Consider the following 13,704-nt stretch of genomic DNA (forward strand, 5'->3'; position numbering starts at 1 on the left):
TATCAGCCATGTTTACCGGAATTATCAAGGATGTCGGCCGGGTGAGGGGAGTGGTACGGCAAAAGGGGGGGCTGCGGCTCCGGGTTCACTACACGAATCCTGCCGAATTCAGCAATCTCTCGATTGACGAGAGTGTCAGCATTAACGGTGCCTGCCAGACGGTTGTTGCTCTTGGTGAGGGGTGGTTTGAGGTCGATACGGTTGAAGAGACCCTCAGCAAGACGACGCTCGGAGAGATCGGCAACGGTTCACTGGTCAATCTTGAGCGGGCGGTTCGTCCACTGGATCGACTGGGCGGCCATTTTGTGCTCGGTCATGTTGATTGTGCGGCATCTGTTCATGAGATACGCGAGCTTGGCTCAAGCCGGGAGCTCTGGATCAGCTTTCCTGAAACGTTTACCCCCTTTATTGTCTCTGCCGGCTCGATCACGATTGACGGCATCAGTCTGACTGTTGCCAAGCTTGACCGGCTCCGCTTTGCCGCCGCTGTCATTCCCTATACCTTTGCCCATACGACCATCAATGATCTTAAAGCCGGAAGCAGGGTTAACCTTGAGTTTGATATTCTCGGAAAATATGTTGCCCGTCAGCTTGGTATGCGTTCATCTTCAGCCCCGGAGGCTTCAACGATCAATGAGGCATGGCTGCTTGATCAGGGATTTTGAATGAGTGACACTCCCAACATGCCGCCGGATCTCTTCGGTTTTTCCCCGGCTCCCGAAAGCGGGAACTACTTTCAGCCACTTGCCGAGCGGGTTCGCCCCCGGTCACTTGACGATATGGCAGGGCAGGAGCATCTTGTCGGCCCGTCCGGCCCGCTTCGCCGCTTTATTTCGAGTGGTCAGCTTCCCTCAATGATCTTCTGGGGGCCGCCGGGATCGGGTAAAACCACCCTTGCCGAAATCTGCGCAGCGTCACTCAACTACCGTTTTGAACAGCTTTCAGCAATTGATTCGGGGGTGAAGGATGTGCGCAAGGCGCTTGACAATGCACAAAAGTCAAGAGCTTCCGGTCTGCGGACCATCCTCTTTATCGACGAAATTCACCGCTTCAACAAAGGGCAACAGGATACGCTCCTGCACGCCATTGAGCAGGGCCTCATTGTTCTTATCGGTGCTACAACCGAAAACCCCTCTTTTGAGGTCAATGCCGCCCTTCTGAGCCGGATGCAGGTCTATATTCTCAAGCCCCTCCAGAGTGAGGAGATTTTGGCGGTCATCCGGCGGGCTCTCAAAGAGGACCGGCTTTTCGGTGAGCTTCAGATTGAGATTGCCGATCCCGATTTTCTGTTGCAGTTTGCCGGAGGTGATGCGCGCAAGGCGTTGAATGCCGTTGAAACGGCGCTCTCTCTGCTCCCGCAGGATCAAACGGAGATTGTGCTCGACCGGGAGCTGCTCGAACGGGCGCTGCAGCACCGGGCACCGGTATATGACAAGGGAGGCGAGAACCATTATGACGTCATCTCCGCCTTTATAAAGTCGATGCGCGGTTCAGATCCCGATGCCGCGCTCTTCTGGCTGGCAAGGATGATCGAAGGGGGCGAAGACCCCAAATTCATTGCCCGCCGGATGGTGATTTTTGCCAGCGAAGATATCGGCAATGCCGATCCCTATGCCATTACGCTTGCGATTTCGGTCTTTCATGCCGTTGAACTTATCGGTATGCCCGAAGCTCGCATCAATCTGGCGCAGGGGGTTACCTATCTGGCCTCGGTCGCAAAATCCAACGCGAGTTATCAGGCAATCAATGAGGCGCTCAGGGAGTCAGGCTCAATGCAGGATTTGGCGGTTCCGCTTCACCTGCGCAATGCTCCCACAAAACTGATGAAACAGGAGGGATATGGCGCGGGCTACAACTATCCCCACAGCTATCCCGGCCATTTTGTCCGGCAGGACTATTTTCCGGATGGTCTGGATCCGAAGCCTTACTACCGGCCCGGAGATGAGGGGAGGGAGAAGTATCTGAAGGAGCGTCTCTCCGGACTCTGGGGCGATCGCTACCGGTTATGATTTTTACGAAATACCAAGCTCTTTGTATATTGAGTGACGCGCTGCCGGAATGGCAGCCCCAGGATTTCTTTCATCAAGACAGACCCTTTTATGAACAGGTTGAGACCGGCCATATTTTTTCTCTTTTCACTTTTTCTTCTCTCAGCATCGCCCGCTCTTTATGCTGCTCCGGCTCCGGAGAGTGCCCCGCTCTCTCTTGATGATGCGGTACGTATCGGCCTTGAAAAAAGTCGTGCCCTTGAGCTTGCCCGTCTCGACCGGGATATGGCGCACCAGAAGATCCGCGAAACATGGTCAAGGGTTCTGCCCCAGCTCACCACAGAGCTGATCTACACCCGTTCGGTGAAACCCTCGATCCTCTTTTTTCCCAATATTTTTAACGGCGGCAACGGCTCCTCCTTTACCGCGATAGAGATAAGTGCCGACAATTCGGCAAGTGCAACGCTCAATCTCCGTCAGCCGATCTTCAACGGTTCAGCTTTTGCCGGTATACGGGCCGCCGGTACGGTGCGCAAAATGAGTGAAGAGGCCTACCGGAATACCGAGGCAGCCGTTATCACCGACATCAAGATGGCCTATTTCGATGCGCTTATCTCAAGGGACCAGTTAAAGCTGATTGAACAGAGTGTAGCGCGCTGGGAGGAGTCACGCAGGGATACCCGGGCAATGTTCCGCCAGGGTGTTGCCGCCGATATCGATACGCTCAAGGCATTTCTCTCGGTTGAAAATCTCCGCCCGGAGCTCTTGCAGGCTGAAAGCCGTGTCGGTATTACGATGACAAAGCTCAAGAATGCCATGGGTGTAACACCCGATACGGAACTCAGGCTGGCAGGCAAGCTTGAACTCTCTTCGGACTCCTATCCAACTGAAATTGCTGCGGCTTATGAGGAAGCGCTTGAGCGGCGCCCGGATCTGCGTCAGCTTGAGCTTCAGGTGCAGGCCCAGGGGGAAAAACTCTCCTCCGCCCGTGCCGAACGCTTTCCCGTGCTCTCGGCGTTCGGAAAGCTTGAGTCACAGACCGCCTTCAATGATGGAGTAAAAACTTCGCAGTCACGCTGGCCGGTCTCTTCAGCGGTAGGCCTTCAGCTCTCCATGCCGATTTTTACCGGTTTCAGGATAAGCTCCCAGGTGGAGCAGGCAAAAATTGAGCAGTTGCAGACCAGAACACGCTATGAGGATCTCAAGGCCAATATTCGCGCGGAGATTGAGATCATGCTCTCCAGTTTCCGCGAGTCGCAGAAGAGAATCGAGGTGCAGTCCAAAACCATCACGGTTGCAGAGCGCAGCTACAGAATATCGCAGCTCCGGTTCAGGGAGGGAATAGGCTCCCGTCTCGAACTGACCGACGCCGAATTGCAGCTCAACAAGGCCAAAACCAACTACCTGCAGGCAGTCTACGACTACCTTGTTACCAGCGTCCGCCTCGACAAAGCCCTCGGCCGCTCAAAAGCAACGGTCGCGAAAAGCTGACCATACAACCCCTGTTGGTTGAATATTATCAGCAGGGGGCGCCTCTACTTTCTTTATTCGTCCCTGTAGTCCCTGCCGTCCTTTACGTCCTTTTTTTTAGGCTCTTCCTGCGCTTCTTCAACTCCTTTTCCTTACAAAATAGACAATGGTTGAAGCCTTCAGCGGCCATAAAACCCCTATGGCTGCGGCTACAATCGCTTGCTGTACCGCTGCTCCAAATTGCAGTGCGGTAAAAAGGGAGCGCGCTCTTTTACGGCGAAGTTTTTCGCTGTAGATGGTGTTGTAGAGCGAATCGGGCAGGTAGGGCTTGCTGGTGACAAGCTCCAGATGATGCTCTTCGAGCAGCTTTTCAACTGTTTTCGGGACGAAGTGGTAGAGATGGCGCGGCGCATCCCATGCGATCCAGTTCTCACGGTAGTGGCGGGCATCATGGCTTTCCTGGTTCGGAAGCGCAAGTACAAGCATCCCGTCTTCCTTTAGTCGCGCTTTTGCATACGCAACCGTTTCATGGAGATCGTGAATATGTTCCAGCGTATGCCAGAGCACAATACGGTCAAACAGCCGGTTTTTGAGCCTTGTATCCTCAATTGATTGAGCGATATGCAATCCGAAGCTGTTCCGTGCGTATTCAGTAGCGTTACTCTCCGGTTCGACGCCATAAAGCTGCTCTTTCGGGATCTTCTTTATCCTGTGCAGATGGCTGAGCAGCTCTCCGGTGGAGCACCCTATTTCAAGAATCGAGAGTCCTTGCAGGGGAGCGGGCGCCCCTTTCAGCACAAAAGATGCCCTGTAACCCGTCAAGAGCTTTCTTGCGGCAAGATAGGCTCTCTGTGCGGGTGAGTTTCCTGTTCCGGCCTGCATGTGAGGATCGTAGCTGCCGCGATGGTAGTGAACCGCCATTTCGGTGCGCTCCGGACGGGGATTGAGCATAATAAGCCCTGAAGCTGTAGATCGAACAAGCTGCCAGAGCGCTTTTCCGGAAGGATCAAAGCGGTCGGGAACCTGCAGAAAAGGGGTAAATTCGGTGGAGTTGGAGAGAGGGCAGGGGATCTGTTCCATCGGCAGGAAGGGTACTATGCCTTTGGCTTTGTAAGCTCTGCGATAGCCTTTTTCAGCTTGCTGTAGGTGGAGCGGAGGTCATTGCTGAGAACTTTTGCATCGGCAAGCACCGGCATGAAATTGGTGTCACCCTCCCAGCGGGGTACGATATGGAAGTGAATGTGCGTATCAACACTGCCACCGGCGACCCTGCCGAGATTTGCTCCGAAATTGAATCCCTGCGGTCTGAGTGTGAGTTTGAGCGCCTGGATGCACAGGTCGGTCAGCTCCATGACCTCAAGTTTTGTTTCGTGATCAAGGTCGGTGAAATCGGGAGTCTGGAGGTAGGGGATCACCATGAGGTGTCCGCAGTTGTAGGGGTAGAGATTCATGATGATGAAGCACTTTTTGGCCCGGTAGACCACAAAACGCTTCTCATCCTCCTCGGGAGGAATGTCAGCGAAAACCGATTTCCCGTCGGCGCCTGCAGGCTTGTCATCCTTGAATGACTGCATGTAGACTTCACGCCAGGGCGAATACATTCTTTCCATGATGGAGCAGAGTCTCTTTCGATTTACTATGTGTTTTTGTTTGTACCAAAGGTGGGACTCGAACCCACACGAGTTTGCACCCACTGGATTTTGAGTCCAGCGCGTCTACCAGTTCCGCCACTTTGGCATCTTCTCAATTAGTGCGAGAGAAGGGACTCGAACCCTTACGCCTCACGGCACTAGTTCCTAAGACTAGCGTGTATACCAATTTCACCACTCTCGCAGAGTGAGACTACGAATATACGCGGATTTTATTTTAATAAAAACTATCTTTCGACATACTTTTCAGAGAGTGTCGTTAAAGAATTTATTTCTGATTATTTCGTCATGTGCCCATGCAGTTTGATCTAAAACGTTTTGCAAACTTTGTTTCATGGGTGATCAATCCGGTTGTGGTTGCTCCGGCAGTCTACACAACGATTGTGCTGCTGGGATTCCGTGCCGACCCGCATAATATGTCATACCTGATGGTGCTTTTTCTTTCGAGCACGATTGTTCCCATGCTTCTGATCTACGGTCTGAAAAAAATCGGGAAGGTCTCCGATTACAATATTACCTTCCGTGAGCAGCGCTTTCTGCCGCTCCTTGTACTGGTGGCCATCAACGCCCTCGGTTACGAGTTTATGAAGCAGCTTGATGCTCCGCCTCTTCTATCGGGTATCCTGCTCTTCAACTCGGTCAATATGGTCTTTATTCTGCTGGTTACGCTCCAGTGGAAAATCAGCATTCACCTCTTCACCTTTGCATCCTCGGTTGCTCTGCTCTTTCTTCAGTTCGGTGCTGTTGCATTATGGCTGCTGCTGCTGGTGCCGCTTCTCATGTGGTCAAGAATCCATTTGAAAGCCCATAATTTCATGCAGACCCTTATCGGCGGTATTGTAGGCTTTTCTGTGATTTTTGCCGAGTTAAAATGGTGGATCGGATTGTGAAACGAAAAAAATATGCCGTTGTTGTAACGACATACGGTGAGGTTGACAAGCTGACGATAAGGAATCTTTGGCCGAGTTCAAGAAGGATTCTGCAGGTCGTTACCCGTCAGATCGTCAAGGTGCCGACGGCGCTTATCTATTTTATAGCGGACTACCGTTCAACGAAGCACTATATCAACTGGAAGCTCCATCGTTACCGTTCAAAGCTTATTGCCATAAACCGGGCGCAGACAAAAACGCTTGAGGCCGCGCTTGCCGGAAACGGAAGAGGGTTTACTGAAAAGGCCGATGTCACGGTGTTTGATGCCTACTACTTTGTTCCGCCCTATCTTGACGATATGCTCTCGGAGCTTCGCCGGGAGTATGACGGCATTGTTGTAGTGCCGATGATTCCCGTTGAGTCCTCATTCTCCTGCGGGGTCGCCTGTCAGATGGTGATGGATGTCTGCGGTGAGAGCAGTTTTGCGCTTGTAAAGGTGATGAGCAGGCTCTGGAGTGATGACGCCCTGCACCGTATCTATATCGACTATCTCTTTTCGCAGCTCTCCGGTGAAGTCCGGGGAGTGAAAGGCTCCGGAAAGATTGGCCTGGTGCTGGTCATACACGGCACGCTGGTCAGGGACCGGCATGGAAATCCGCCAAAAGTCTTTACCGGGCTTGACGAGACCATGGCCTTCTTTGATCTGATGAAGCAGAAGATCATGGGTGACTCACGTAATATCTTCACTGATGTTCGCCAGGGGTGTATCAACCACTCCAACGGCGGGGAGTGGATGGCCGAGACCATTGAAAAAGCATTGGAGGATTACCGGGAGGATGGCTACGAAGGAGTGGTCATGTTCCCCTACGGTTTTTTTGCCGACAACAGCGAAACCGAGTACGATGCAAAAAAACAACTCGACAAGGCCGGTTTTCCGGTTGCCCAGTATGTGCGCTGCATAAACGACGATCCCGATTTTGGCCGCTGGCTCGGCGAAAAGGTTCTCGCAGAGCTGCAATGGCTGGACAATCTGCAACATGCCATGGAAACGCCCGGAGAGTGTATTGAGCCGAAACTGAAAAAATTCAGCTACATTGAATAGTATCGATGGCAGAGAAAAGAGAGATCGAGGAGCGGACTCCCTTGATGTGCGCACGCTCTATGAAGAGGCACTCGACTGCATGCACGAGCAGCGCAACAGTGATGCGCTGATCCTGCTCAACCGGCTTCTTGAGCTGAACCGGCGCGATGTGGATGTACTCTATGCACGGGCAGTGACGCATCTCTCCATGAGCAATTTCAGGAAGGCCGGCTGTGATCTGCTGAAAACCATCGCCTTTGACCCCGGTTTTCTGGAGGCATACAAGCACCTCGGTTTTGTGCAGTTGACGCTTGGCAAGGAGGAGGAGGCCCTGAAGACCCTGCAGAAAGCCCTCGATATTGATCCCGGATATGCCGGAGTTTACGGAGTAATCGGCGATACCTGGCTTGATCTCGGGGAGTATGAGAAGGCAAAGGAGGCCTTTGAATCGGCACTCCGGCTTGAACCGGATAGCGCTGAAGCGCACTACAAGATTGCCATGTACTATCTTTCGAGAGGTGATATGGCCGGGCTTAAAAAGGAGTATGAAATCCTGAAAACACTTGATGCCGAAATGGCGGAACAGATAGGAAGCCTCTATTTTTAAACAAATATGAAATTTTTCCCTGATAAAGAGACTCGCAAGCGGTTTATGAAACCCACCCTCACGGCGGTTGTCGGTGTGGCGTGGCTTCCGATCATCTGGCTGCTGATTACCGCGACATTCGGCACGGCACTGAGTGCATTTACCGGATCATGGATTGCAGCCCACTCCATTATTCTGCTCATCGCCATCCTTGTTACTCTTGTTTTATTAAGGCTTTTTATTCGTTTGGGCGATAAAATCAAAAGCGGTAGTCAGTAACAGACTGAAAGTGTTTTGTGAATAGGGAAATAATGTTAGTTTTACCCTTCACAATTGTGATTTTCGCACAGAGACCGGCACTGGATGAGAACGCCGGATTTTTTTCTGTGTCAGAAAGAAAATTTTTTTATATTTGCGCTCCTGGTTGAACGTTATCGCTACAGGATCTCCAATTGTTTCCAGACAGCCCGGGATTAAAATCAAATAGTACTACATGGACCAGACGCTGAGTAATTTTGGCAATGTCTTTGTTTTCCTTGCCCTTGGAATTGTTTTTGTAGCCGGTGGTTTTCTTACCGCCCGCATGCTGCGCCCCCGGAGACCCAATCCGGCCAAGAACTCAACCTATGAGTGCGGCGAAGAGGCTGTCGGCAGTGCCTGGGTCAAGTTCAATATCCGCTTTTATGTCGTCGCCCTTATCTTTATCATTTTTGATGTTGAGGTTGTCTTTCTCTTCCCCTGGGCTACGGTCTTCAAGCAGCTTGGAGAGTTCGCTCTTGTTGAGGCGCTTCTGTTTGCCGGCATTCTTGTGCTCGGCCTTGTTTATGCATGGGTAAAAGGTGATCTCGACTGGGTCAGGCCAACTCCGAACATTCCGAAGATGCCTGAAATGCCGGTACGAAAAACCTCCACACTCGGGAATTAACTACTATTCACCATATTTACTTTAGGTTATGGGTTTACTTGATGCCGGAATAACAAAGCATAACGTGCTGGTGACATCGGTTGACAACGTCCTGAACTGGGCTCGTCTGTCATCAATCTGGCCGATGGGTTTCGGTCTTGCCTGTTGTGCTATCGAGATGATGGCTACCAACGCATCCAACTATGACCTCGAGCGTTTCGGTATATTCCCCCGTTCCTCCCCCCGTCAGTCCGACCTTATGATTGTTGCAGGCACCGTTACCATGAAGATGGCCGATCGGGTTGTGCGTCTCTACGAGCAGATGCCCGAACCCCGTTATGTACTCTCCATGGGGAGCTGTTCCAACTGCGGCGGCCCCTACTGGGAGCATGGATACCACGTGCTCAAGGGTGTAGACCGGGTTATTCCTGTTGATGTCTATGTGCCGGGCTGCCCTCCGAGGCCTGAAGCGCTTATCGGCGGTCTTATGAAGATCCAGGAGCTTATCCGCATGGAGCAGATCGGGCTCTCAAGAGCTGATGCACTGAAAAAACTGGCAGAGAAGAGTGTTGATCCCCAGGCTGTTATTGCTGAGGAGCGCAAGGCAGTCGGAGCATAACTAAAAACAAGGCTTGAAGTCAGATGGCAGAAGGAACAGTTAATTCGCAGTCGGTTGAAGAGAGCGCTGCAGCATACGCAATTATTCGGGAGCAGTTCGGCAGTGCCGTATCGGAGTTTGACGGTAATGCGACCATGCCGTTTTTTGAAGTGCTTGATGCTTCGCTCTGGCAGGATATTGCGCTCTTCATGCGTGATCATGCAAGGCTGAAATTCAATTACATGGCCTGTCTCTCGGGTGTTGATTATTTTCCTGAAGAGAAGCTCGGCATTGTCTGCAACCTTGAGTCGCTTGGAGTTCTGGGCCACAGGCTTGCGGTGAAGGTGAGCTGCCCGCGCAGCGGGGGAGCTATCCCGACCGTATCATGCGTATGGCATACAGCCAACTGGCATGAACGTGAGGCTTATGATATGTTCGGTATTGACTTTGCTGGTCATCCGGATTTCAGAAGGATTCTCTGCCCTGATGACTGGGAGGGATTCCCGCTTCGCAAGGATTACAAGGTTCAGGAGAGCTACCACGGTATAAAGGTACCCTACTAAAGAAAGATTATAACAGTAAAAAGCAGCTCAAGTATGCAGGAATTAGATATAGCTGGACTGGGTTCGGTCAGGGTTACCCGAAAAGAGGACAATGTCGTTGTCATTGAAAAGGACCTTGCAACCGACCAGATGGTTCTGGCCATGGGCCCCCAGCACCCGTCAACCCACGGTGTTCTCAAGCTGGAGTGTCTTACCGACGGTGAGGTGATCACCGAAGCAGAGCCCTATCTCGGCTATCTGCACCGCTGTTTTGAGAAGTATTGCGAGAATGTTGACTATCCGGCGATTGTTCCCTACACCGACAGGATGGACTACCTCTCCGGCATGAACAGCGAGTTCGCCTATGCCATCACGGTTGAGAAGCTGCTTGATATCGAAATTCCAAGACGTGTCGAGTTTATCCGCGTCATCGTGGCCGAGCTCAACCGCATTGCATCACACCTTGTGGCCATCGGTACCTACGGCATCGATCTCGGTGCCTTCACCCCGTTTCTCTTCTGTTTCCGTGACCGGGAACATATCCTCTCCCTGCTTGAATGGGCATCCGGCGCTCGAATGCTCTATAACTATATCTGGATCGGCGGTCTTTCGCAGGATATCCCGGTCGATTTCACCAAGCGGGTCAAGGAGTTTGTCGATTACTTCCGACCGCAGGCCAAAGAGCTTTACCGTCTGCTCACCGAAAACGAAATCTTTATCAAGCGTACCATCGGTATCGGCATCATGCCCGCCGACGTTGCCATAAACTATGGCTGGAGCGGCCCGATGCTCCGCGGTTCCGGCGTCAAGTGGGATCTGAGACGCAACGACCCCTACTCGGTCTATCCCGAGCTTGATTTCAAGGTCTGCGTGCCTGACGGACGCCACTCCGAGATCGGCGACTGTCTTTCACGTCACCTTGTCCGCGCCCTTGAAATCGAGGAGAGTCTGAACATTATTGAACAGTGTATTTCAAAAATGCCATCCGCTGAAGGGTTTGATCCGAAAGCAGCAATACCGAAAAGGATCCGTCCAAAAGCCGGTGAGGTTTACGGCAGGGCGGAGAATCCTCGTGGTGAGCTTGGTTTTTACATCCAGAGCGACGGTAAATCAACCAAACCGCTCCGCTGCAAAGCCCGCTCTTCCTGCTTTGTCAATCTTTCGGCCATGAAGGATCTTTCAAAAGGTCAGTTGATACCTGATCTGGTTGCCATCATCGGCAGCATCGATATCGTGCTCGGGGAGGTTGACAGATGAGTGTAACCGCTTTATCGCAATTTAGCATGCCTTTTCTTATGGGTAACAGTCTTAATGCCTGGTCGGAAGCGCTTACCGGTTTTGCTCCGATGGGTCTGCCTCTCGGTATGGTTATTCTTGCAGCCATCCCGCTTGTTTTTATTGCTGTCTATGCACTGACCTACGGTGTATACGGTGAACGGAAAATCTCCGCGTTCATGCAGGATCGTCTTGGACCGATGGAGGTTGGAAAGTGGGGTATTCTGCAGACGCTCGCTGATATTCTCAAGCTTCTCCAGAAGGAGGATATTGTACCCTCTTCAGCCGACAAGTTTCTCTTTGTTATCGGACCCGGCATCCTCTTTGTCGGATCATTCCTTGCCTACGCTGTGCTCCCGTTCAGCCCGGCCTTTATCGGTGCAAGCCTGAATGTCGGTCTCTTTTTTGCCATCGGCATCGTCTCCATCGAGGTGGTCGGTATTCTTGCTGCCGGATGGGGATCCAACAACAAGTGGTCGCTTTACGGTGCAGTCCGCAGTGTCGCCCAGATCGTCAGTTATGAGATTCCTGCGGCTATCGCCCTGCTCTGCGGCGCCATGATGGCCGGTACGCTTGATATGCAGCAGATCAATGTGATGCAGTCCGGTCCATGGGGATTTGCCAACTTCTTCCTCTTTCAGTCGCCGATTGCCTGGCTTCCGTTCCTGATCTACTTTATCGCCTCGCTTGCAGAGGTTAACCGCGCCCCGTTTGATATTCCGGAAGCGGAATCCGAGCTGGTTGCCGGTTACTTTACCGAATACTCCGGCATGAAGTTCGCCGTCATCTTTCTTGCAGAGTACGGCAGCATGTTTATGGTTTCAGCCATCATCTCGATCGTCTTTTTGGGAGGGTGGAACTCACCGCTTCCCAATATCGGATCCTTTGCCCTGAATGATATGACCAACGGCCCTGTCTGGGGTGTCTTCTGGATGGTGATGAAAGGGTTCTTCTTTATTTTTGTGCAGATGTGGCTGCGCTGGACGCTTCCCCGCCTGAGGGTTGACCAGCTTATGTACCTCTGCTGGAAAGTTCTGACCCCGTTTGCCTTTGTCAGCTTTGTGCTGACGGCGATCTGGGAAATATATGTACCGTAAGCGTGTTCAACAGTCAATGCAGGAAAGAAATGTCCATTAGATTATGAGTGAGTATTTCAGCAATATAAAAACCGGAGCAGTCACGATTGCCACCGGATTGGGAATCACCCTCAAGCATTTTTTCAATGCTACAAAGCGCAAGGGTGATGCCGGTGTTGACGATGTTGACTATTTCCGTCAGGTTGACGGACTCTGTACACTACAGTATCCAAGGGAGGTTATTCCTACCCCGTTAAACGGGCGGTACCGCCTCTACAACAATATTGAGGACTGCATCGGTTGCGGCCAGTGCGAACGGGCCTGCCCGATAAGCTGTATTACCATCGAGACCATCAAGGTTGCCGCCGATGACCTTGCGGTTTGCGGAAAGACCTCCGACGGACAGCAGAAAAAGTTCTGGGTTCCCGTATTTGATATTGATACAGCCAAATGCATGACCTGCGGCCTCTGTACCAACGTTTGCCCGACCGACTGCCTGGTGCACACACCGGTGAGCGATTTTTCACAGTTCGACCGCCAGAACCTGCTCTACCATTTCGGTAATCTGACGAATCAGGAGGCTGAGGCCAAGAAGCGCAAGAATGCTGAACTTCAGGCAAAGGCACTGGCAGAGAAAGAGAAGAAGGCAGCCGAGGCAGCACAGCAGGAAAAGAGTGGCGGAGAGTAAGAGGAAACAATTAATGCGCTGAATAACTATGAGTTACCTGACACCCTATACGGTCATATTCTATATCTTTGCCGCCATCACGGTGCTTTCCGCCGCGTTTGTCGTCTTTACCCGCAATGTGATCTACTCCGCATTTGCCCTGCTCTTTACCTTTTTCGGCGCAGCGGCCCTCTATGTCTTTCTGAGTGCCGACTTCATCGCGGTAACGCAGGTTGTGGTCTATGTCGGCGGTATTCTTGTGCTTCTGCTCTTTGGTGTGATGTTTACCAACAGCATCATGAATGCCAAACCGAAAAGCGATGTGCTGCATATCGTACCGGGCACGCTGCTGCTTCTCGCCATGATCGGCGCCCTGCTCTACACCTTCTATACCACGCACAGCTGGATGCCTTCAGAGACCATGCTGCAGGGCAGTATTGTTGAGCGGATCGGTTTTGAAACCATGTCGCGCTACGTGCTTCCTTTTGAAATGGCCTCGATTCTCCTGCTTGCAGCCCTTATCGGTGCAGCTTTTCTTGCCCGTTTCGACAAGCCGGCCAATCACGAATAACAAGTTTACTACAACAATGGAACAACTCGCAACCATAGGGCTCAACCACTACCTGACCATTTCGGCCATTCTGCTCTGTCTGGGGCTCTTTGCCGTCATGACCCGTAAAAACGCCATCGTTATCCTGATGGGCGTCGAGCTTATCCTTAATGCCGCCAACATCAACTTTCTGGCATTCTCGAAGTACAACGGCAGCATGCAGGGTGTCATGTTCAGCCTGTTTGTCATTGTTCTTGCTGCGGCTGAAGCGGCCATCGCTCTTGCAATTGTTATCAATATCTTCAAGATTTTCAAGAGTGTCGATGTCTCTTCCATAGATTCACTGAAAGAGTAATAGAGTAAAAAGCATAATCAGTTTTAATTTTTTCTTGTAACCTGAATAATTCATGAGCAACGGGCGCAGGAGATTTTCGAAGTAAAAGTCCGA

The 13,704-nt window shown here is 51.8% G+C and carries 17 protein-coding genes and 2 tRNA genes; 15 read left to right on the forward strand and 4 right to left on the reverse strand.

Annotated elements, in window-relative coordinates; genetic code table 11:
* Window positions 1-8: 8 nt before the first annotated feature.
* From BOO20_RS03370 to BOO20_RS03380, 3 genes are all read left to right on the forward strand, one after another.
* The gene (locus BOO20_RS03370; RefSeq protein ID WP_076790576.1) at window positions 9-665 is read left to right on the forward strand and encodes a riboflavin synthase; all 657 of its coding nucleotides are present in this window, start codon (window positions 9-11) and stop codon (window positions 663-665) included.
* Window positions 666-2,009 (forward strand): replication-associated recombination protein A, encoded by a 1,344-nt coding sequence (locus tag BOO20_RS03375; protein ID WP_076790578.1) that lies wholly within the window; start codon window positions 666-668, stop codon window positions 2,007-2,009. It abuts the gene before it with no gap.
* 90 nt (window positions 2,010-2,099) lie between these two features.
* Window positions 2,100-3,479, forward strand: a complete 1,380-nt coding sequence (locus tag BOO20_RS03380) for a TolC family protein (protein WP_076790580.1) — start codon at window positions 2,100-2,102, stop codon at window positions 3,477-3,479.
* Between the two features lie 117 nt (window positions 3,480-3,596).
* Here the strand turns inward: BOO20_RS03380 and BOO20_RS03385 are convergent, their stop codons facing one another.
* From BOO20_RS03385 to BOO20_RS03400, 4 genes are all read right to left on the reverse strand, one after another.
* Window positions 3,597-4,538, reverse strand: coding sequence for a class I SAM-dependent methyltransferase (locus BOO20_RS03385; RefSeq protein WP_076790582.1), 942 nt, complete (start codon window positions 4,536-4,538; stop codon window positions 3,597-3,599).
* 14 nt (window positions 4,539-4,552) lie between these two features.
* The gene (locus BOO20_RS03390) at window positions 4,553-5,068 is read right to left on the reverse strand and encodes an HIT domain-containing protein (protein ID WP_076790584.1); all 516 of its coding nucleotides are present in this window, start codon (window positions 5,066-5,068) and stop codon (window positions 4,553-4,555) included.
* Between the two features lie 43 nt (window positions 5,069-5,111).
* Window positions 5,112-5,195, reverse strand: a tRNA-Leu gene (locus tag BOO20_RS03395).
* Between the two features lie 14 nt (window positions 5,196-5,209).
* Window positions 5,210-5,291 (reverse strand) — tRNA-Leu (locus tag BOO20_RS03400).
* Between the two features lie 112 nt (window positions 5,292-5,403).
* Between BOO20_RS03400 and BOO20_RS03405 the strand changes: the two genes are divergently transcribed.
* From BOO20_RS03405 to nuoK, 12 genes are all read left to right on the forward strand, one after another.
* A complete protein-coding gene (locus BOO20_RS03405) occupies window positions 5,404-5,997 on the forward strand; it encodes a hypothetical protein (protein ID WP_076790586.1) in 594 nt (197 codons plus the stop codon).
* Entirely contained in the window at window positions 5,979-7,079 is a 1,101-nt protein-coding gene (locus tag BOO20_RS03410) for a ferrochelatase (RefSeq protein WP_076790588.1), read from the forward strand. The genes BOO20_RS03405 and BOO20_RS03410 overlap by 19 nt, the downstream gene beginning before the upstream one ends.
* Window positions 7,072-7,665, forward strand: a complete 594-nt coding sequence (locus BOO20_RS03415) for a tetratricopeptide repeat protein (RefSeq protein ID WP_076790590.1) — start codon at window positions 7,072-7,074, stop codon at window positions 7,663-7,665. Before BOO20_RS03410 ends, BOO20_RS03415 begins: the two co-directional genes overlap by 8 nt.
* Window positions 7,666-7,671: 6 nt before the next feature.
* A complete protein-coding gene (locus tag BOO20_RS03420) occupies window positions 7,672-7,923 on the forward strand; it encodes a hypothetical protein (RefSeq protein ID WP_076790592.1) in 252 nt (83 codons plus the stop codon).
* A gap of 214 nt (window positions 7,924-8,137) precedes the next feature.
* On the forward strand, window positions 8,138-8,569 hold the full coding sequence (locus BOO20_RS03425) for an NADH-quinone oxidoreductase subunit A (protein ID WP_076790594.1): 432 nt from the start codon (window positions 8,138-8,140) through the stop codon (window positions 8,567-8,569).
* A gap of 28 nt (window positions 8,570-8,597) precedes the next feature.
* Window positions 8,598-9,167, forward strand: coding sequence for an NADH-quinone oxidoreductase subunit B (locus tag BOO20_RS03430; RefSeq protein WP_076790596.1), 570 nt, complete (start codon window positions 8,598-8,600; stop codon window positions 9,165-9,167).
* 23 nt (window positions 9,168-9,190) lie between these two features.
* Complete coding sequence (locus BOO20_RS03435; RefSeq protein ID WP_076790598.1) at window positions 9,191-9,709, forward strand: NADH-quinone oxidoreductase subunit C; 519 nt, start codon at window positions 9,191-9,193, stop codon at window positions 9,707-9,709.
* Window positions 9,710-9,742: 33 nt separating this feature from the next.
* A complete protein-coding gene (locus BOO20_RS03440; RefSeq protein WP_076790599.1) occupies window positions 9,743-10,945 on the forward strand; it encodes an NADH-quinone oxidoreductase subunit D in 1,203 nt (400 codons plus the stop codon).
* The gene (gene nuoH, locus BOO20_RS03445) at window positions 10,942-12,060 is read left to right on the forward strand and encodes an NADH-quinone oxidoreductase subunit NuoH (protein WP_006366952.1); all 1,119 of its coding nucleotides are present in this window, start codon (window positions 10,942-10,944) and stop codon (window positions 12,058-12,060) included. Before BOO20_RS03440 ends, nuoH begins: the two co-directional genes overlap by 4 nt.
* Before the next feature lie 43 nt (window positions 12,061-12,103).
* Window positions 12,104-12,727 (forward strand): 4Fe-4S binding protein, encoded by a 624-nt coding sequence (locus tag BOO20_RS03450; RefSeq protein ID WP_006366951.1) that lies wholly within the window; start codon window positions 12,104-12,106, stop codon window positions 12,725-12,727.
* A gap of 28 nt (window positions 12,728-12,755) precedes the next feature.
* Entirely contained in the window at window positions 12,756-13,277 is a 522-nt protein-coding gene (locus BOO20_RS03455) for an NADH-quinone oxidoreductase subunit J (RefSeq protein ID WP_076790601.1), read from the forward strand.
* Between the two features lie 16 nt (window positions 13,278-13,293).
* The gene (gene nuoK, locus BOO20_RS03460) at window positions 13,294-13,611 is read left to right on the forward strand and encodes an NADH-quinone oxidoreductase subunit NuoK (RefSeq protein ID WP_006366949.1); all 318 of its coding nucleotides are present in this window, start codon (window positions 13,294-13,296) and stop codon (window positions 13,609-13,611) included.
* Window positions 13,612-13,704: the final 93 nt, after the last annotated feature.

Origin of the sequence: Chlorobium sp. KB01, from assembly GCF_001975465.1 — a bacterium.
GTDB lineage: Bacteria > Bacteroidota > Chlorobiia > Chlorobiales > Chlorobiaceae > Chlorobium.

Excerpts from the sequence above, each read along its gene's own strand:
- BOO20_RS03420 (WP_076790592.1), top strand. The coding sequence starts at position 7,672 with ATGAAATTTTTCCCTGATAAAGAGACTCGCAAGCGGTTTATGAAACCC.
- nuoH (WP_006366952.1), top strand. The coding sequence starts at position 10,942 with ATGAGTGTAACCGCTTTATCGCAATTTAGCATGCCTTTTCTTATGGGT.
- BOO20_RS03450 (WP_006366951.1), top strand. The coding sequence starts at position 12,104 with ATGAGTGAGTATTTCAGCAATATAAAAACCGGAGCAGTCACGATTGCC.
- BOO20_RS03385 (WP_076790582.1), bottom strand. The coding sequence starts at position 4,538 with ATGGAACAGATCCCCTGCCCTCTCTCCAACTCCACCGAATTTACCCCT.
- BOO20_RS03375 (WP_076790578.1), top strand. The coding sequence starts at position 666 with ATGAGTGACACTCCCAACATGCCGCCGGATCTCTTCGGTTTTTCCCCG.
- BOO20_RS03410 (WP_076790588.1), top strand. The coding sequence starts at position 5,979 with ATGGTGGATCGGATTGTGAAACGAAAAAAATATGCCGTTGTTGTAACG.
- BOO20_RS03430 (WP_076790596.1), top strand. The coding sequence starts at position 8,598 with ATGGGTTTACTTGATGCCGGAATAACAAAGCATAACGTGCTGGTGACA.
- BOO20_RS03390 (WP_076790584.1), bottom strand. The coding sequence starts at position 5,068 with ATGGAAAGAATGTATTCGCCCTGGCGTGAAGTCTACATGCAGTCATTC.
- nuoK (WP_006366949.1), top strand. The coding sequence starts at position 13,294 with ATGGAACAACTCGCAACCATAGGGCTCAACCACTACCTGACCATTTCG.
- BOO20_RS03405 (WP_076790586.1), top strand. The coding sequence starts at position 5,404 with ATGCAGTTTGATCTAAAACGTTTTGCAAACTTTGTTTCATGGGTGATC.
- BOO20_RS03370 (WP_076790576.1), top strand. The coding sequence starts at position 9 with ATGTTTACCGGAATTATCAAGGATGTCGGCCGGGTGAGGGGAGTGGTA.
- BOO20_RS03455 (WP_076790601.1), top strand. The coding sequence starts at position 12,756 with ATGAGTTACCTGACACCCTATACGGTCATATTCTATATCTTTGCCGCC.
- BOO20_RS03435 (WP_076790598.1), top strand. The coding sequence starts at position 9,191 with ATGGCAGAAGGAACAGTTAATTCGCAGTCGGTTGAAGAGAGCGCTGCA.
- BOO20_RS03425 (WP_076790594.1), top strand. The coding sequence starts at position 8,138 with ATGGACCAGACGCTGAGTAATTTTGGCAATGTCTTTGTTTTCCTTGCC.
- BOO20_RS03380 (WP_076790580.1), top strand. The coding sequence starts at position 2,100 with ATGAACAGGTTGAGACCGGCCATATTTTTTCTCTTTTCACTTTTTCTT.
- BOO20_RS03440 (WP_076790599.1), top strand. The coding sequence starts at position 9,743 with ATGCAGGAATTAGATATAGCTGGACTGGGTTCGGTCAGGGTTACCCGA.